Source organism: Chloroflexia bacterium SDU3-3, assembly GCA_009268125.1.
Classification (GTDB): Bacteria; Chloroflexota; Chloroflexia; order Chloroflexales; family Roseiflexaceae; genus SDU3-3.
In genome coordinates this window covers 59781-78239 of sequence record WBOU01000006.1, presented here as the reverse complement: position 1 = coordinate 78239, position 18459 = coordinate 59781, and the positions used below count along the sequence as shown (strand labels likewise).

12 protein-coding genes are annotated in these 18459 nt (G+C 68.1%); 11 read left to right on the top strand and 1 reads right to left on the bottom strand.

Annotated features, from left to right (window positions below; genetic code table 11):
* The first annotated feature begins 1 nt into the window (after position 1).
* The 9 genes from F8S13_11515 to F8S13_11475 all read left to right on the top strand — a co-directional run bounded on the left by F8S13_11515 (position 2) and on the right by F8S13_11475 (position 15961).
* Positions 2-5668 (top strand): type I polyketide synthase, encoded by a 5667-nt coding sequence (locus F8S13_11515; GenBank protein ID KAB8142876.1) that lies wholly within the window; start codon positions 2-4, stop codon positions 5666-5668.
* Complete coding sequence (locus F8S13_11510) at positions 5668-6633, top strand: DUF1702 family protein (GenBank protein ID KAB8142875.1); 966 nt, start codon at positions 5668-5670, stop codon at positions 6631-6633. Before F8S13_11515 ends, F8S13_11510 begins: the two co-directional genes overlap by 1 nt.
* The gene (locus F8S13_11505; GenBank protein ID KAB8142874.1) at positions 6630-7565 is read left to right on the top strand and encodes a DUF1702 family protein; all 936 of its coding nucleotides are present in this window, start codon (positions 6630-6632) and stop codon (positions 7563-7565) included. The genes F8S13_11510 and F8S13_11505 overlap by 4 nt, the downstream gene beginning before the upstream one ends.
* Before the next feature lie 34 nt (positions 7566-7599).
* Positions 7600-8892 carry a cation:proton antiporter gene (locus tag F8S13_11500; protein ID KAB8142873.1) on the top strand — a complete coding sequence of 431 codons (1293 nt, stop codon included), beginning with the start codon at positions 7600-7602 and terminating at the stop codon, positions 8890-8892.
* Positions 8893-8987: 95 nt separating this feature from the next.
* The gene (locus F8S13_11495) at positions 8988-9911 is read left to right on the top strand and encodes a DUF1702 family protein (protein ID KAB8143139.1); all 924 of its coding nucleotides are present in this window, start codon (positions 8988-8990) and stop codon (positions 9909-9911) included.
* On the top strand, positions 9908-10840 hold the full coding sequence (locus F8S13_11490; protein KAB8142872.1) for a DUF1702 family protein: 933 nt from the start codon (positions 9908-9910) through the stop codon (positions 10838-10840). The genes F8S13_11495 and F8S13_11490 overlap by 4 nt, the downstream gene beginning before the upstream one ends.
* A gap of 27 nt (positions 10841-10867) precedes the next feature.
* The gene (locus F8S13_11485) at positions 10868-12073 is read left to right on the top strand and encodes a cytochrome P450 (GenBank protein KAB8142871.1); all 1206 of its coding nucleotides are present in this window, start codon (positions 10868-10870) and stop codon (positions 12071-12073) included.
* Positions 12074-12163: 90 nt separating this feature from the next.
* On the top strand, positions 12164-12682 hold the full coding sequence (locus tag F8S13_11480; protein ID KAB8142870.1) for a hypothetical protein: 519 nt from the start codon (positions 12164-12166) through the stop codon (positions 12680-12682).
* Positions 12683-13474: 792 nt separating this feature from the next.
* Positions 13475-15961, top strand: coding sequence for a hypothetical protein (locus F8S13_11475; GenBank protein KAB8142869.1), 2487 nt, complete (start codon positions 13475-13477; stop codon positions 15959-15961).
* 58 nt (positions 15962-16019) lie between these two features.
* On the opposite strand, the gene F8S13_11470 is transcribed toward F8S13_11475, so the two are convergent.
* Positions 16020-16931, bottom strand: coding sequence for an alpha/beta fold hydrolase (locus F8S13_11470; protein ID KAB8142868.1), 912 nt, complete (start codon positions 16929-16931; stop codon positions 16020-16022).
* Between the two features lie 266 nt (positions 16932-17197).
* Between F8S13_11470 and F8S13_11465 the strand changes: the two genes are divergently transcribed.
* On the top strand, positions 17198-17563 hold the full coding sequence (locus F8S13_11465) for a hypothetical protein (GenBank protein ID KAB8142867.1): 366 nt from the start codon (positions 17198-17200) through the stop codon (positions 17561-17563).
* A 131-nt stretch (positions 17564-17694) separates the two neighbouring features.
* Positions 17695-18420 carry a thioredoxin domain-containing protein gene (locus tag F8S13_11460; protein ID KAB8142866.1) on the top strand — a complete coding sequence of 242 codons (726 nt, stop codon included), beginning with the start codon at positions 17695-17697 and terminating at the stop codon, positions 18418-18420.
* Positions 18421-18459 lie beyond the last annotated feature (39 nt).

Below are 18459 nucleotides of genomic sequence, written 5' to 3'. Positions count from 1 at the left end.
GATGTGGCACCGAACCAACGATCTACGCCGGGGGACCGCCTTCTTTTGCCATGAAGCAGGCTGCGCTCTCGCCCGACAGAGGAACACTATGCTGGATGAACAACATTCGACCGCCGATGCGATAGGCGGGGCAACCCCTCGCGAGCCGCTCGCGATCATCGGGGTGGGCTGCCACTTCCCGGGCGGCGCGACCAGCCCGCAGGCCTTCTGGGATCTGCTGTGCGCCGGGGTTGATGCCACCAGGGATGTGCCCGCCGATCGCTGGGACGCGCGCACCTTCTACGACCCCGACACCAAGAAGTCGGGTAAGATGAACACCTTCCACGGCGGCTACCTCGACCGGATCGACCAGTTCGACGCGCAGTTCTTCGGCATCTCGCCGCGCGAGGCGATGTGGCTCGACCCACAGCAGCGCATGCTGCTGCAGGTGGCCTGGGAGGCCATGGAGGACGCCGGGCTGGTGGCCGATCGGCTGGAGGGCAGCGACACCGGCGTGTTCATCGGCGGCTTCACGCTCGACTACCAGCTGATGCAGAACTTTGGCGTGTACAGCCGCTACGAGCTGCAGGCCCACTCGGCTACCGGCATGATGATGACCATGCTGGCCAACCGCATCTCGTACGTGTTCGGCTTCCACGGCCCCAGCATGGCGGTGGATACGGCCTGCTCCGGCTCGCTGGTGGCGGTGCACCTGGCCTGCCAGAGCATCTGGAACGGCGAGTGCTCGCTGGCGATCGCGGGCGGTGCCAACGCCATGATCGCGCCGACGATGACGATCGCCGAGTCGAAGGGCGGCTTCCTCTCGCCCGATGGCCGCTGCAAGACCTTCGATGCCTCGGCCAACGGCTACGCGCGCGGCGAGGGCGCTGGCGTGGTGCTGATCAAGCCGCTGGCCCAGGCTCAGGCCGATGGCGATGCGATCTACGCGGTGATCCGCGGCACCGCCGTCACGCAGGATGGCCACACCAACGGGATCACCGTGCCTAATGGCGCGGCCCAGCAGGCCGCGATGCGGCTGGCCTACCAGCGCGCCGGGGTCGCCCCGCGCGACATCCAGTATGTCGAGGCCCACGGCACCGGCACGCCGGTCGGCGACCCGATCGAGGCGCGGGCGATCGGGTCGGTGGTCTCCGAGGGCCGCCCGGCTGGCGAGCAGTGCATCATCAGCTCGGTGAAGACCAACATCGGCCACCTGGAGGCGGCGGCAGGCGTGGCGGGCCTGATCAAGACCGCGCTGATCCTGAAGCACAAGCAGATCCCGCCGCACCTGCACTTCCACAGCCCCAACCCCGACATCCCGTTTGGCGAGCTGCAGCTGCGCGTGCCCACCGAGCTTCAGCCCTGGCCCAGCTCGGATCGCCCCGCGCTGGCGGGCGTGAACTCGTTCGGCTTCGGCGGCACCAATGCCCACGTGGTGCTGCAGGAGGCCCCGCGCGCGCCTGCGGCCAGGCCCGACGCGGGCGCGGCGGCCCGGCCATCCATTTTGCCGATCTCGGCCCGCAGCGCCGAGGCCCTGGCGGCCTCGGCCCAGCGCCACCGCGATTTTCTGGCCGCCACCTCGGCGCGCTTCGACGATGTGGTCTACTCCGCCGCGCTGCGCCGCAGCCACCACGACCACCGGCTGGCCCTGGTCGCATCCACCAAGGAGGAGGCGGTCGCGCAGCTCGACGCCTTCCTGGCGGGCACGGCGCGGCCCGGCATCGCCGCTGGGCGCACGCCGCTGGGCGAGCGGCCCCGGCTGGTGTTCGTGTGCTCGGGCATGGGGCCGCAGTGGTGGGCCATGGGCCGCGACCTGCTGCAGCACGAGCCGGTGTTCCGCGCCGAGCTTGAGCGGGTGGATGCGGCGCTGCGCCGCCACACCGGCTGGTCGGTGATCGACGCGCTGCTGGCCGATGAGGCCAGCTCGCGGATGGAGGAGACTGAGGTCGCGCAGCCCGCCAACTTCGCCATCCAGCTGGGCCTGGCCGCGCTCTGGCGCTCGTGGGGCATCGAGCCGGATGCGGTGGTGGGCCACAGCGCGGGCGAGGCCGCCGCGCACTACCTGGCCGGGGCGCTGAGCTTCGAGGATGCGGTGACGGTGATCTACCACCGCAGCCGCCTGCAGCAGACCACCAGCGGCCAGGGCCGCATGCTGGCCGTGGGCATGACGCCGGAGACTCTGGGCCAGGCGGTGCAGGATGCGGGCAATCGCGTGTCGATCGCCGCGATCAACAGCCCGAGCGCCGTGACGCTGGTGGGCGACCCGGCGGTGCTGGAGACGATGGCCGAGCAGTTTGCGCAGTTCCAGGTGTTCCACCGCTTCCTGATGGGCAAGGTGCCATACCATAGCCACTTTATGGACCCCATCCGCGACGAGCTGGTGGCCTGCCTAGCCGAGATCAGGCCGCGCAGCACCAGCATCCCGCTGTACTCCACCGTCACCGGCACGCGCATCGAGGGGCGCAGCGTGGATGCGCAGTACTGGTGGCAGAACGTGCGCTCCACGGTGCTGTTTAGCGCGGCGGTCAGCCAGATCATCCAGGATGGCTACAGCGTGTTTGTCGAGCTTAGCCCGCACCCGGTGCTGGCCAGCTCGATCGTCGAGCTGCTGGGCCAGCAGGAGCAGGCCGGCACCGTGCTGCCCTCGCTGCGGCGGCGCGAAAACGACCGCCAGATCATGTTCGGCTCGCTGGGCGCGCTCTACGCGCAGGGCTTCCCCATCACCTGGCAGCGCTTCTGCGCCGACACGGCCTCGTTCACGCGGCTGCCCAGCTACCCCTGGCAGCTCAAGCACTACTGGACCGAGTCGGTCGAGTCGCAGGAGGACCGCCTGCCCAGCCCGGCGCACCCGCTGCTGGGCCAGCGCATGACGGCGGGCCAGCCCACCTGGGAGCTGGAGCTGAGCGGGCGGCAGCTGCCCTACCTGGCCGACCACGCCATCCAGGGCAACGTGCTGGTGCCGGGCGCGGCGTTTGTCGAGATCGCGCTGGCGGCGGCCCGCGAGCTGTTCGGCGATGGCGCGTTTGTGGTGGAAGATCTGGAGTTTCGCAAGGCCCTGTTTCTGCCCGATGCCTCCGACCCGCGCCTGCAGACTGTGCTGAACCCCGAGCGCGCCACGGTCGAGATCTATAGCTACACGCCCACCAGCGAGACGCGCTGGATGCTGCACGCGGTGGCCAAGCTGCGCCAGCTCGCGCCAAACGAGCGCGCGCCGCAGATCGACCTGGATGCTATCCGCCGCGCCTACCCGCTGGAGACCACCAAGGCCGAGTTCTATGAGCAGACGGTGGCCATGGGCTTCCAGTACGGCCCGCAGTTCCAGGCGGTCGAGGGCGTACGGGCGGGCGACGACGGCGTGCTGGGGCACCTGCGCGTGCCCGAGGCGCTGGGCGATGCTGCGGCGGGCTACGGCTTCCACCCCGCGCTGCTGGATGCGGCCTTCCAGGTCATCCTGGCCGCGCCCCGGCCCGCAGCATCCATCCAGCGCACGCCCTACCTGCCGGTCGGGGTTGATCGCATCCAGGTGCTTGCGCCGCCCGCCGCGCACATGTTTGCCCACGCCCAGCTGCGCCAGGCCGACGAGCGGCTGGTGGTCGGCGATATCCAGATCGTCGATCAGGCCGGTCGCCTGCTGGCGATCATCGAGGGCTTCCGCGCCCAGTCGCTCGAAGCCTCGATCACCCTCGCCCCCGAGCGGCTTGACCGCAGCCTGTACGAGCTGGAGTGGCACCCGCAGGAGCGCGACGCCGAGGGGCCAGCCGCGCTAGATGTGCCCGCTGGCGCGTGGCTGATCTTCGCCGACCGGCGCGGGGTGGCGGCGGCGCTGATGCGCCAGCTGGAGGCCAGCGGCCAGGAGTATGTGGCGATCGCCCACAGCGGCGCGGGCGACCCGGCGGCCCTGGGCTGCCACTACACGGTCGACCCGGCCAGCCCCAAGCAGTTCGAGCAGCTGTTTGCCACGCTTGGCGCGGGCCACACGCCGCTGACGCGGCTGGTGTACCTGTGGGGCCTAGACTCGCCCTTTGGCGACACGCCCGATCTGGACAGCCTAGAGCGCGCGCAGCTGCTGGGCGTCCAGGCGCTCATGTACACCATCCAGGCGCTCTCGCAGAGCAGCTGGGGCCAGCTGCCGCGCGTGTGGCTGGCGACCCAGCGCGCCCAGCCCGTCGGCCCCGCGCCCACCGCGCTGGCCATCGACCAGGCCCCGCTCTGGGGCATGGGCCGCGTGATCGGCCACCAGGAGTTTGCCAGCATGTGGGGCGGCCTGATTGACCTTGACCTCGGCCCCGCCGAGGAGCAGGCCGCGCTGCTGCTGGATGAGATCTGGCACGCCACCAGCGAGGATCAGGTGGGCTTCCGCGCTGGCCAGCGCTATGTGGCCCGCCTGCTGCCGAGCGCGCGCCTGACGCCGACCCTCACGCCATCGTTCCGCGCCGACGGCAGCTACCTGATCACCGGCGGCCTGGGCAGCCTGGGCCTGCTGGTGGCGCGCTGGATGGTGGCGCATGGCGCGCGGCGGCTCATCCTAATGGGCCGCACGCGCACCCCGCACCGCTCGGGCTGGGGCCAGATCGCCCCGGACCACCCGCAGCACCAGGCCATCCAGACCATCCGCGAGCTTGAGCGCCAGGGCGCGAGCATCCACCTGGCCCCGGTGGATGTGGCCGACGAGGCCCAGCTGGCCGACTTCCTGAGCAGCTACCGGCAGGAGGGCTGGCCGCCGATCCGCGGCGTCATCCACACCGCCGGGGTGGTGAAGGACGAGCTGCTGCTGCGCATGGACGCCGAGACGCTGCAGCGCGTGCTGCGGCCCAAGCTGCGCGGCGGCTGGCTGCTGCACACGCTGCTGGCCGACCAGCCGCTGGATTTCTTCACGCTGTTCTCCTCCACCGGCTCGGTGATCGCCTCGCTGGGCCAGGGCAACTACGCCGCCGGAAACGCCTTCCTCGATGCGCTGGCCTGCCACCGCCAGGCGCTGGGGCTGCCCGCGCTCAGTATCGGCTGGGGGCCGTGGTCGGTGGGCATGGTCGAGCAGCTGCACCTTGAGCAGTTCTACGCGCGGCGCGGCATCGAGCTGATCTCGCCCGAGATCGGCATGCAGATGATGGCGCGGCTGATCAGCCAGCGGCCCGCCCAGCTGACCGCGATTGTGGCGAACTGGGCCGTGGCGCGCGGGGCCTCGCCGGTGGGCAGCCTGCCGCCGATGTTCTCGCTGCTGGGCGAGCAGGCCGAGGAGCAGGTCGCCAGCGACGCCAGCGCCGACGAGCTGCTGCTGCAGCTGGGCGCGACCCCCGCGACCGAGCGCGAGGCCCTGCTGGCCACGCACCTGCACGAGACTGTCGCGCGGGTGCTGCAGCTCGACCCGGCGCAGTTCAGCAGCCACGAGACGCTCACCAGCCTGGGCATCGACTCCATGATGGCGATCGAGGTCAAGCACCGTATCGAGGCCAGCCTGCGGGTCGATATCTCGGTGCTGGAGCTGCTGCAGGGCACCACCATCACCCAGCTGGCCTCGCGGGTGCTGGCCTCGCTTCAGCTGGGCGACCCGAGCGGCGAGCATGCGCCCGGCGCGCCTATCGACGAGATCCAGCTTCTGATCGAGCAGGCCGACAGCGACGAGCTTGAGCGGCTGCTGGCCGAGCTTGAGCAGGCCTCCGCACCCGAGATTAGCGTTGAGAGAGGGATCTAGTGTCAACCTTGATAGGAAACATGCTCAGGCCGGTGGTCGGGGTCTCGCCAAAGAAGGCGCTAGCCTTCAGCGAGGGCAACACCGAGTCCTGGAAACAGCTGGAGGCTGGCGTGCTGGCCGCGCTTGAGGGCTACCACGCCACGCTGGATGACAGCCGCCTGGAGGCGCTGATCCCGCGCCTGAACCAGATCGACGCCGACATGCGCAGCTACGCCTACGAGGGCGCGGCCATGGGCCTGACCGGCATGGATGTGGCCATGCCCTGGCGGAATCGCCTGAAGCCGTTCCTTGAGGGGCCGGGGGCGGCCCACACCTACATGGTGCACATCGGCGTGGGTGAGGCGCTGGCCCTGATGCGCCGCCGCCCCGAGCCGTACTTGGCGCAGCTCGACCCGGTGCTGCGCTGGCTGGCCCTAGATGGCTACGGCTTCCACAAGGGCTTCTTCGCGCAGCGGCGCTACATCGACGCCCAGGATGTGCCCGACTTCCTCTCGCCCTACGCGCGCCGGATCTTCAGCCAGGGCATCGGGCGGGCGATCTGGTTCCTGAAGGGCGGGAATGTCGATCTGGTGCTTGCGGCGGTCAGCCGCTTCCCGACCGCGCGGCACGCCGACCTGTGGTGCGGCGTGGGGGTCGGCTGCGCCTACGCGGGCGGGGCCGACCCGGTGAGCATCGAGATGCTGCGGCGCGGGGCTGGCCGCTACGCGCCGCACCTGGCGCTGGGCGCGGCGGTGGTGGCCAAGGGCCGCACCCGCGCGGGCAACCCGGTGCCCCACAGCGATCTGGCCTGCGAGATCTTCTGCGACACATCCAGCAGCGTCGCCGCCCGGATCGTCGACGGCGCGTTTCAAAACCTGCCGCTCGACGGCCCCGAGCCAGCGTTCGCGGTGCTGCAGCAGCGCCTGATCCAGCGCTTTATGGCCCCGGTCGACGGCCTGGCCGAGCACGAGGAGGTGGCGCATTGAATACCTTTGGCAAGCTGCTCCGTCCGTTCTTCGGCGTCTCGCAGGAGGAGGCGACATCGTTCAGCCCAGGCGACGAGCGGGCCGCGCTGCGCCTGGAGACCGTGATCTCGACGGTGACGAAGGGCTGCCAGCTGACCCTTCAGAACAGCCGCAGCGAGGTGCTGGTGCCGCGCCTAGAGGCGTTCGACGCCGAGATCCGCGGCTTCGCCTACGAGGGCGCGGGCACCGGCCTGGCGGCGATGGACTGCGCCTTCCCGTGGCGGGATCGTACCAAGGCATTTCTGGAAGGGCCGGGCGGCCCATACACCTACGCGGTGCATATTGGCGCGGGGCTGGCCCTGGCGCGGCTGCGGCGGCGGCCCGAGCCGTTCCTGCGGCGGCTCGACCCGGTGATGTGCTGGATGGCGATCGACGGCTACGGCTTCCACGAGGGCTTCTTCGCCCGTCGCCGCTTTGTGCAGGGCCAGCAGGTGCCCGGCCACCTCTCGGCGTATGGGCGGCGCACCTTCGACCACGGCCTTGGCCGCGCGATCTGGTTCCTCTCCGGCGGCAACATCGACGAGGTGGCCGCCACCATCGGCGGCTTCGCGGCGGGGCGGCAGCGCGACCTGTGGAGCGGCATCGGGCTGGCCTGCGGCTACACCGGCGGGGTTAGCCGCACGGCCATCGAGGCCCTGCGCGAGCAGGCCGGCCCCCACGCGGCCCAGCTGGGCGTGGGCACGGCGATCGCCGCCAACGCGCGGCTGCGCGCCCACAGCCCCGGCCCCTACGCCGACCTCGCCTGCGAGGTGCTGTGCGGCACATCCTGCGCCCAGGCGTCGGCGATCGTGGAGCGGGCCTTTGTCGGGCTGCCGCTGGGCGGTGCCGAGCCTGCCTACGCGATCTGGCGGCAGCGTATTGCATCGCAGTTGGAAACTGGTTTGCTGGCGTAGTTTGTGTCCTCTTTATGCGAATAGGAGTGGTGCAATGACGAATTCCGAGCTATCGATCCAGTTTTTCCTGCAGCTCACCGTGATCCTCGGGATCTGCCGCCTGGTCGGCATGCTGGCGCGCAAGATCGGCCAGCCCCAGGTGGTGGGCGAGATGATCGCGGGCGTGATCATGGGGCCGTCGCTGTTTGGCCTGCTGCTGCCGGATCTGCAGCAGCAGGTCTTCCCCAAGGGCCCCTCGATGAGCATTATCTATGCGTCCAGCCAGGTGGGGCTGGTGCTGTACATGTTCCTGATCGGCGTGGAGTTCGACACCAGCCTGATCCGCCAGCGCATGCGCACGGCGGTGTCGGTATCGCTCGCGGGCATTCTCGCGCCGCTGGCGCTCGGCGCTGTGGTGGCCTCCTTCCTGATCGGCCAGCCCGGCTTCTTCAGCGATCAGGTGGTACCCTGGCAGGCCATGCTGTTCTTGGGCGCGGCGATCTCGATCACCGCCTTCCCCATGCTGGCGCGGATCATCTTCGAGCGCAGGCTGACCGGCACGTCGCTGGGTACGCTGGCCCTGGCGGCTGGCTCCACCGACGACGCGATCTCGTGGTGCATCCTGGCGCTGGTGCTGGCGGTGTTTAACCAGAACCCCGCGATCGCCCTGTTTGCCATCGGCGGCGGCGTGATCTACGCGCTGACCGTGCTGCTGGCGGTGCGCCCGGCGCTGCGCCCGCTGGGGGCCATGGCCGAGCGCCAGGGCGATATCGGCAGCGGCATGCTGGCCTTCATTCTGCTGCTGGTGATGCTCTGCGCCTGGATCACCGATGTGATCGGCATCTACGCGATCTTCGGCGGCTTCATCCTGGGCATCGCGATGCCGCGCGGCTTCTTCGCCAAGCGGCTCCAGCAGATCCTGGAGCCGATCGTCACCAACTTCATGCTGCCGCTGTTCTTCATCTTCTCGGGCCTGAATACCAGCATCGGTCTGGTGAACAGCTGGTGGCTGTGGGGTGTCACGCTGCTCATCCTGCTGGTCTCGATCCTGGGCAAGGGCGTGGCGTGCTGGCTGGCGGCCCGCATGAACGGCGAGCCGAACCGCGAGGCGCTGGCGATCGGCGCGCTGATGAACGCGCGCGGCCTGATGGAGCTTATCCTGCTCAACATCGGCCTGCAGCACGGCATCATCACGCCCACCCTGTTCACCATGCTGGTGTTCATGGCGATCGTGACCACGCTGATGGCCTCGCCGATCTTCGAGCTGGTGTATGGCCGCCACCGCAGCAAGGAGGTGGCCAGCACGCCAGCCTCGGGCTTGGCGCTGGCGGCGAATGCGGATGTGTAGCCGATGCCGCGAGCAAAAGGACAACCACCGTGCGCATCTCTTTAGCCAAGATCTTTCGGCCCGTGTTCAATATCTCGACCGCCTCCTTCCAGCAGATGGTGACCGAGCGGCACGGCCTGCACGACGATATCGACAACAGCTGGCTCTGCTTCGAGCCGGTGGCCCGGACGCTGGTGGATTTTTTCTACGAGGCGATTGACGACAGCCGCTTCGAAGTGCTGGTGCCCAAGCTGAACGCGGTCGAGATCGAGCTGCGCGGCGTGGCCTACGAGGGCGCGGGCATGGGCCTGATGCTGCTGGACAGTCTGTTCCCGTGGAAGAAGCGCTTTCAGGCCTTTGTAGCAGGGCCGGGCGCGTCGTACATCTCGCTGCTGTATATCGGCGCGGGCCTGGTGATGCCGCGCATGCCCCAGCGGCCCGACCCGTTCGTCGCCCAGCTCGACCCGCTGCTGCGCTGGTTTGTGATGGATGGCTACGGCTTCTACGAGGGCTTCTTCTCGTGGCGCACCACCGTCGAGCAGCAGTCCATCCCCGCGCGGGTGACGGGCTACGCGCGGCGGGCCTTCGACCACGGCATGGGCCGCAGCCTGTGGTTCTCCACCGGCGCCAGTATCGACCGGATCGTTGCGACCATCGGCCAGTTCCCCGCCGAGCGCCAGGCCGATCTGTGGGGCGGCATCGGGCTGGCCTGCGCCTACGCGGCGGGCGTGGTCGACCGCCCCACGATCAAGGCGCTGCAGGCCGCCGCTGGCCCGCACAAGGCTCAGATGGCGGTGGGCGCGGCTATGGCGGCCAAGTTCCGCCAGCAGGCCGGGGGCAGCGCGCCTCACACCGACCTAGCCTGCGAGGCGCTGTGGGGCATGCCGGGCCAGCAGGTGGCCCTGATCACCGACGAGGCCCGCAGCGGCCTGCCGCCAGATGGCGACATTCCGGCCTATGAGGTCTGGCGGCAGCGCATCGCGGCCCAGTCCGCCGAATGGGGCGAGGTAGCAGAGCTTCACAGAGAGGTAGCGCAATGACCGCATTAGGCACGATCCGCCGAACCATGTTCGGCATCCCGTCGGAGAAGGCGGTGTTCAGCAGGCCGGGGTTCGCCAAAGAGGCCTGGGAGCGTTTTCAGCCGGTGGCCCGCTCGCTGGTGGCCGGCTACCACGCCACGCTGGAGGATAGCAGGCTGGAGGTGCTGGTGCCGCGCCTGGACGCGATCGAGCCAGAGCTGCACGGCTTCGCCTACGAGGGCGCGGCCATGGGATTGGCCGCGCTGGACATTATGGCACCCTGGAAGAACCGGGTCAACGAGCTGGTGGCAGGCCCCGGCGCGAAGCATATCTACCCGATCTACGTCGGCGTGGGCCTGGCCCTGGCCCGCCTGCGCCGCCCGCCCGAGGCCTACCTGGGCAAGCTCGACCCTGTGCTCTCCTGGGTGATCGTGGATGGCTACGGCTTCCACGAGGGCTTCTTCGCCCGCCGCCGCTACATCGATCAGCACGCCATCCCGTCGCACCTCTCGCCCTACGCCCAGCGGCTGTTCGACCAGGGCCTGGGCCGCGCGATCTGGTTCTCGTCGGGGGCGCGGGTCGATCTGGTCACGTCGATCGTCGGCGGGTTCCAGCCGCAGCGCCAGGTGGATGTGTGGAGCGGCATCGGGCTGGCCTGCGCGTACGGCGGCGGCCTCGACCGCGCCCAGCTGGAGGCGCTGCGCGCCGCCGCCGGGCCGTACCGCGCCCAGCTGGCCCGTGGCGCGGCGGTGGCGGCCTGGGGCCGCCAGCAGGCGGGCAACCTAGTGCCCCACACCGATCTGGCCTGCCAGGTGTTCGGCGGCGTCTCCAGCGAGGAGGCGGCCCACACCGCCGATATCGCCCGCAGCAACATCGCGATCACGGGCGGCGAGCCTGCCCACGAGATCTGGCGGCAGCGCACCCAGGCCCGATTCGCCGGGCTGGAGTAGCCCTTAGGCAACCACGGAGAGACCACGATGTCGAATCTACTGGGCGCGCAGTTCAACCCGCTCGCCGAGAACCCCTACCCGTTCTACGCGCTCGCGCGGCAGTCCGAGCCAGTGGCCTACTGCCCCGACCTTGATGCCTGGCTGGTGACTCGCCACGAGGACATCCAGAGCATCCTGCTGCGGCCCGAGCTGTTCTCCTCGCGCGATACGCTCACCTCGCCGGTGAAGTTCTACCCGCGCACCCTGCAGGAGCTGGTGCTGGGCTTCCTGCCGGTGCCGATCGTGCTGAACACCGACGGGGCCGACCACACCCGCTTCCGCGTGCCGCTCACCCGCGCCTTCGCGCCAGCGCGTATGCGGGCGATCGAGCCGTTCATCCGCCAGATCGCCAATCGGCTGGTGGACCAGTTCTCCGGCCAGCAGGTCGAGATCATCAGCCAGTACGCCTACCCGCTGGCCCTAGAGGTGGTGCTGACGCTGCTGGGCATCCCGCGCCAGGACATCGACCAGACCCGCCAGTGGAGCCACGACTGGCTGATGCTCATGTCCATCCAGCTGGATGAGGAGCGCCAGGTGGAATGCGCCAGGGGCACGGTGGCCTTCCAGCGCTACATTGCGGGCCTGATCGCCGAGCGCCGCGCGCAGCCGCAGGATGACCTGATCACCACGCTGCTGCAGTTCGCCACGCCGGGGGCCGAGCCGCTCACCGAGAACGAGTTGGTGATTCTGCTGCAGGGCCTGATCCTGGCTGGCCACGAGAGCACCACCAACATGATCGGTACCGGCCTGCTGCTGCTGCTGGAGGAGCCAGAGCGCTGGCGCACGCTCTGCGAGCACCCCGAGTATATCCCCGCCACGGTGGAGGAGATCCTGCGCTTCGACGCGCCGATCCAGATGTTCGCGCGCACCACCACCCGCGCGGTCGAGCTTGGCGGCGTGGCCCTGCCCGAGGAGGCCTCGCTGCTGCTGCTGTATGGCTCGGGCAATCGCGATAGCGGCGTGTTTGCGCACCCCGACGAGTTCCAGCTGCAGCGCGCCCACAACCCGCACCTGGCCTTCGGCCACGGCGTGCACTTCTGCGTGGGCGCGGCGCTGGCCCGCCTAGAGGGCCGGATAGCCTTCGAGGTGCTGACCGAGCGGCTGCCGCAGCTGCGGCTGGTGCCCGGCCAGGAGCTGACCCATATTCCCACCCTGCTGTTTCGCGGCTACGAGCGCCTTGAGGTGGCTTGGTAGCGCTGTATTGGGCCTGGCCGAGGTACTCGGGCAGGCCAGCAACCATCGATGCTGCGCGATGTTGTTTCGCCAGTGTATAAGGAGCGTGTCATGAACAAGTCCGTTCGTCTCATCCTGGCTCTGTGGGCGGCCCTGTTTGCCTTCGCCTTCGTGGCCCAGCCTTCCTCGGCGGTGGCCGCCACCGTCGCCGCCCCGACAGGCACCTGCAGCGCTGGCTTCACCATTGCCACAACCAGCCCTGGCACGGTCTCCATGTATGGCCCGCTGATGGTGGTGCGCGATAGCGGTGTCGGCGGCGCGTTCACCTCGGGCTTCCTGGCGGGCTACACCTTCACCGGCGAGCAGGATTACACCATCAACACCAGCACCAACAAGGCCTATCTGATCGGCACGTTCACCGCTACCGGCCCGGGCGGCACGATCACGCTGCCCTATGTGGTGAAGGCCGACATGGTCACGGGCGCGGGGTCGGGGTACTTTGCCAGCACCTCGGGCACCGGCGAGTTCGCGAACTACCTGTGGGCGGGCGAGCTTACCGCCCAGATCGTGAACCCCAACCCCACTACCTTTGTGGTGAATGCCACCGGCAACTGCGAGTATACCTCGTAGCGGCTGCTGGCCTGTCGGTTGGCCGGCTTCTCAGGGGCGGTATGCATAGCCATACCGCCCTTTGTGCTGCCATTGCGCCCGCGATAGGCTGCATATGTGGACTATTGCGGACTTGCGAGCTTTGGTATTTTTATACCCGATTTAATTAAATACCACTCGATAAAAAATACTAGTTAAATAAAGTATTGCTTTTTTAATAAATAATGCAATAATAGGGGAGACGCCCGCTCTTTCACCCATAAGATCGCAAGGCTATGTTGCCTTTAGCCGATCTCCAACGCACCCCGCTGTGCAAGCATGCCTGGGCCTGCCATGATGGCTGGTCGTACCGGGCATTTTCATGAGTGTACGAAGGAGAACGTGTGATGTTTGTCTGCTCACGTTGTCAGTCGGAATCAGCCGCGAGCGGCCATGAGAGCCGTGATCTGGGCCTGCCAAGCCCATGCGATCAAGCGGCGCAGCGCTTGCTGCTCGTTGAATCCGCCCCTCGCTCTGGTGCGCAGATCTCCCTCTTTCCCCTAGTGCGGTACGCGCTCGCGCGGCCCCCGCTGCTCTGCTGATAGCGGCGAGCTCCCCTTTCTAAAGCACGCGTGTATCTTCTCATTCTGCTTAGAGGCAGCTCATCCATTGTTCCTTCAGACCTTGCTTCTGTCTGCGTTAGGTGATGCTACGACTTGCTATCTATGGCGATACAAAGCTCTATGCGGCGGCCATCCGCTTGCGGGTAGGCACTGCCGCGGTCGCGATATCATTCCTTCGCATGGCTCACGCCAGTGGTTTCTTGGAGCATGTATGAAAGAGAAAACCTCTGATATCGAACAGCGTTCGCTAGCAGAAAGGTCAGTTGCAGCGGGTGCTCATAGCCTGCAGCTCGGCCCGGCATACCAGGAGCTGCCACAGCACGAGATCGCCCAGCCCATGTCGGCGCAGCACCTTGCGGCCTCGCTGCCCCCGCTGATCGGGCGCGAGCGCGAGCTGGCCACGATCTGCGCGCTGCTCCGCCAGCCCGAGGCGCGCCTGATCACGCTGGCTGGCCCGGGCGGGGTGGGCAAGACCCGGCTGGCGCTCAAGGCCATGTCCGAGGTCGGCCCCGCGTATGCCGACGGCATTGTGCTGGTCTCGCTGGCCTCGGCCCATGCCGCCAGCGAGGTGATCCCGGCGGTCGCGATCATTTTCGGCCTAGCCGAGAAGCAGCCCGAGATCCTGCTGGCCCAGCTCATGGCGGTGCTGCAGCACAAGCGCATGCTGCTGCTGCTGGATGGCTTCGAGGAGGTGATCGGCGCAGCACCGCAGCTGCATCGTCTGCTGTCGGCCTGCCCAGGGCTGGTGATACTGGTCACCAGCCAGACCGTGCTCGGCCTGCTTGAGGAGCGCGTGTTCTCGGTGCTGCCCCTGGCGCTGCCCAGCCCCACCCGCGCCTACAGCTGCGCCGAGCTAGGCCAGATCCCGGCGGTGGCGCTGTTCCTTGAGCGGGCGTCGGTGGCCCGGCCCAATTTCACCCTGACCCCCGCCAACATCCAGACGATCGCGCAGATCTGCGCCCGCCTGGATGGCCTGCCGCTGGCGCTGGAGCTGGCCGCCGCCCGCCTGCGGCTGTTCTCGCCGCACGAGCTGCTGGCCCGGCTCGACCACCGGCTGTCGGTGCTCACCGGCGGCCCGCGCGGCGCGCCCGAGCGCCACCAGTCGCTGCGCAAAACTGTGGAGCGCAGCTATCGCCTGCTCACCGCCGACGAGCAGCGGCTGTTCCGCCGCCTGGCCGTGTTCATGGGCGGCTGCACCTTCCAGGCGATCGAGGCGATGACCCGGCTGGCGGGCAAGCAGCGCGAGCCGCTGCTAGATGCCACCGCATCGCTGATCAACCAGAGCATGATCCTGCACGAGTCGCAGCATGGCACCGAGGAGCAGCGCTTTATTCTGATGGGCGCGTTTGGTGAATATGCCCTGGAGATGCTGCGGGCCAGCGATGAGGAGGGGGTGATCCGCCAGGCGCACGCCGAGTACTACCTGGGCCTGGCGCACTCGCTTGAGCAGAAGGTGGTGCGCGGCGAGCTGCTGCACTGGGTCGGCTGGATCAAGAGCGAGTACGAGAACCTGCAGGCCGCCTTCCACTGGTTCCTGGCCTCAAATGATGCCGAGCGCGCCCTGAGCCTAGGTGGCTCGCTCTGGCCGCTGTGGCTGCAGAGCTCGACGGTGGAGGGCTACCACTGGATCCAGCAGGCGCTGGAGCGCTGCCCCGAGAGCAGCACCCCGGTGCAGGTGGACACCAAAGCCTGGGCCATGCACACCGCCGCCATGCTGGGCTACTACAAGGGCAACTGGGCTGCCGCCGACGCGCTGGCCAGCGAGTCGCTGCAGCTGTTCCGCACGATCAACCACGCCCACGGTATCGCGCGTGTGCTGATCACCCAGGGCATCGGCATGCTGCTTCGCGGCCAGTACCATAGCGCCAACCGGCTGGTCGAGGAGGGCATCCGCATCCTGCCCCGCGCCCAGCACAGCTGGCTGTTCACCGAGGCCTCGCTGGTGCTGGCCTACAGCACCTACTTCGATGGCAATGCCCACCTCGCATACATGATTGGCAAGGACTGCCTGGGCCTCGTGCAGCAGTCGGGCGAGCTGTACATGATGATCCGCGCGCTGCACGCCCAGGCGCTGTTCGCCCAGTCCCAGGGCAACGAGGCCGAGGTGGCCTACCTGTGCGAGGAGGTGGCCGAGATCACGCGCGCCACCGTGCGGGCCGGGGTCGGCGCGCCCTTTGTGATCTGCCTGATCGGGCTGGGCGCGGTGGCCGCCATCCAGCGGCAGTATGTGTGGGCGGTGCGGCTGTGGGCGCGGGCCAGGGCGATCTATAAGCGCGGGGATGGTATCTCGGAGATGGAGCCATACCAGTGGCTGGAGATGGTGCTGAAGACCCACCTGCTGTACGCCAACGGGGTGGATGATATCCGCGCCGCGCTGAGCGACCAGGCCTTTGCGGCGGCCTGCAGCGAGGGCGAGTCGCTGCCGCTCGACGAACTGCTGGACAAGCCCGAGCTACCGCGTCAGGCCGCCGCAAAGGCACCGCTGGCGAAGCTGCCAGCCTGCGCCGGCGACCTGACCCCACGCGAGCGCGAGGTGCTGCAGCTGCTGGCCCAGGGCCTGAGCAACGCCCTGATCGCCGAGCAGCTGGTGATCGGCCTGACCACGGTGAACTCGCACGTGCGCACCATCTACCGCAAGCTGGATGTGTCTTCGCGCAGCGCCGCGACCCGCTATGCGCTTGAGCACCGCCTGGGCTAGCGCGGCCCGCGTACCGGCAGCGGCGGCCCAACCCGGGCCGCCGCTGCTTTTTTCTCCGCTACTGCTTGCCCAAGAACGCCTGCAGATACTCGATAGTCTGGCCTGGGCGCTCCTCGTGGGGGAAGTGCCCCACATCGCCGAAGGTGTGGACCTCGGCCTGCGGGTAGGCGGCCTGCCACTGCTCCAGCTCCTTTTTGCGCACCGCAATGTCCTTCATGCCCCACAGGATGAGCATCGGCTTGTGGTCGAGCGCGTGGCGCTTGCTCCAGATGCTGGCCAGCCAGGGCGTCTCCTTGATGATCGCGCCGGGGAAGCTCTCCATGCCCCGCCGCGACTCCTTGCTGCTAAATGGCATCAGCAGGTGCTGGCGCATGGCCGGCGTGAGCTTCTGCTTGTCGCCATAGGATGTGGGCACCACCACATGCACAAACAGGTTCCACTGACGGATGAAAAACTTCCCCAGCCCGCCGCCCATCATGCCGCTGAAGGCCTGGTAGTACCAGTCTTTGTCCACCGCCCACGCCCACGAGTTGATGATCACCACCGACTTGATGTTCTCCGGGTGATTGACCGCGTAGGACATGCCGATCGGCCCGCCCCAATCGTGCAAAATCAGCGTGACATTGCTCAGGTGCAGCGCCGCGATCAGCTGCTCTACCCGCCTGGAGTGTGATTCGGAGCGGTAGTCGCCGTTGATCGGCTTGTCCGAGAGGCCGAATCCAAGGTGGTCGATTGCGATGCAGCGGTAGCGCTTGGACAGTGCCTGAATGATATTTCGGAACGAGAAAGACCAATCTGGGCTGCCGTGAAGGAAGATGATCGGCTCGCCGCTGCCGACATCGACGTAGTGAAGATCGCCGTCGCCGCTGGCAAATATGTTTGATGTAAAGGGATATTCTTTGGTATCAAGCCACTGAGGGTTTGCCACGATCATAGCGCCGTTTCTCCTTTGCTTGCCGATCTGCTGCATGGGCTGCTCATAGGGAGTATAGGGGAGGCGCTCGGGGGTGGCTATCCTATAATCATAGTAATTTTCACCTTGGCATATGATGATCTTTCGGCAGTGCTGACTCAATCCTGGTTAGCGCTGGCGAGGTGCCTGGATGCCGGGTGCGGGCGCTTGGCGTTGTCGCTGCGTTTTTTTCTTCGCGCCTTCGTGGCGAGATGCTCCCCTTCGCGGTGAATGAGCGCATAGGTCGCGCGCGGTGCGCTGCGCCTATGGTATAGTACGCGCCTATGGTGGCAACGGCGATACGAACCCAGCTGCGCGTGTATCTGCACCGGCTTCGCCCGCTGGTGGTGGGCTTTGCCCTGGTGCTGGTGGCGCTTGCCCTTGCGGCGTGGCCGGGCGCGCCCGCCTGCTGTGCGCACTGGCAGGCCCTCGCGCCTAGCTGCGCTGGCCTGCATGCATCCCCCGATGATCAGCCGCCACCGCAGCACGGTGCGGCCCACTGTGTGCTCTGCCAGCTTGCTCAGGCCTGCCTGCCCACGGCTGCGGCCTGCCCACCGCTGCCCCTGCCCTACCGTCCGGTCGTGCCGCGCGGCGCGCCGCTGCCCTCCGCCTTCTTTGCGCCCACCACTCCCCCGCCGCGCCCTGCCTAGCTGCGCTGCCCTCCCCGCAGCGCCGCCGCCATCGCCAGCAGCGCCATGGCGTAGCGTCGCTGCGCGCTGGATGGGCCTGGGACCGCCCGTATGCTCTTTTTCACCGCGCGTGTTTTTTGAAGGAAAGAACGATGACGACACACAAGCGAGCCGCCGCCCGCACCCGTGGGCGTGCCGCAAAAGCGCAGCAGCGCAATTTTTTCTGGATCGTTGGGCTGAGCCTGATGGCGCTGGCTGTAGTGGCCAGCGTGGGGCTGCTCGGGCGGCGGGCCGCCGACACCAGCGCCGTGCGGGTGTCGGCGCACCCGGCCCCGGCCAGCGCCGAGCCGAATGGCCGCGCCTGGGGGCCGAAGGACGCGCCGATCACGGTGATCGAGTACGCCGACTACGAGTGCGAGTCCTGCGGGTACTTTGCCACCAACTACGAGCAGGAGGTCGTGGCGGCATTCGCCAGCACCGGCAAGGTGCGCTTCGAGATCCGCAATGCGCCGTTCCACGGCGAGGGCGCGCGGCGGGCGGCGCAGGCTGCCTACTGCGCCGCCGAGCAGAACATGTTCTGGCCCTTCCACGACTCGCTGTTTCTGAACCAGCCAGCGCATGGCTCGGCTGGCTTCAGCGCCACTATGCTAGAGGCCGTCGCGGCGAAGCTGGGGATGGATACGGCCGCATTTGGCGCGTGCCTGAGCGCGGGCACCTACGCCGCCCAGGTTGAGGCGGACTACCAGACCGCGCTGGCCAACGGTGTGACCGGCACGCCGACGTTTGTGGTGAATGGCAAGGCCTACGTGGGGCCGCAGTCCGCCGATGACCTGCGCGGCATCTTCGCCACGGTCGCGCCGGATGTGACGCTCGACTAGGGCGCTTGCCCCTCACATGGTGTCCCTGAGCCAGGTTGA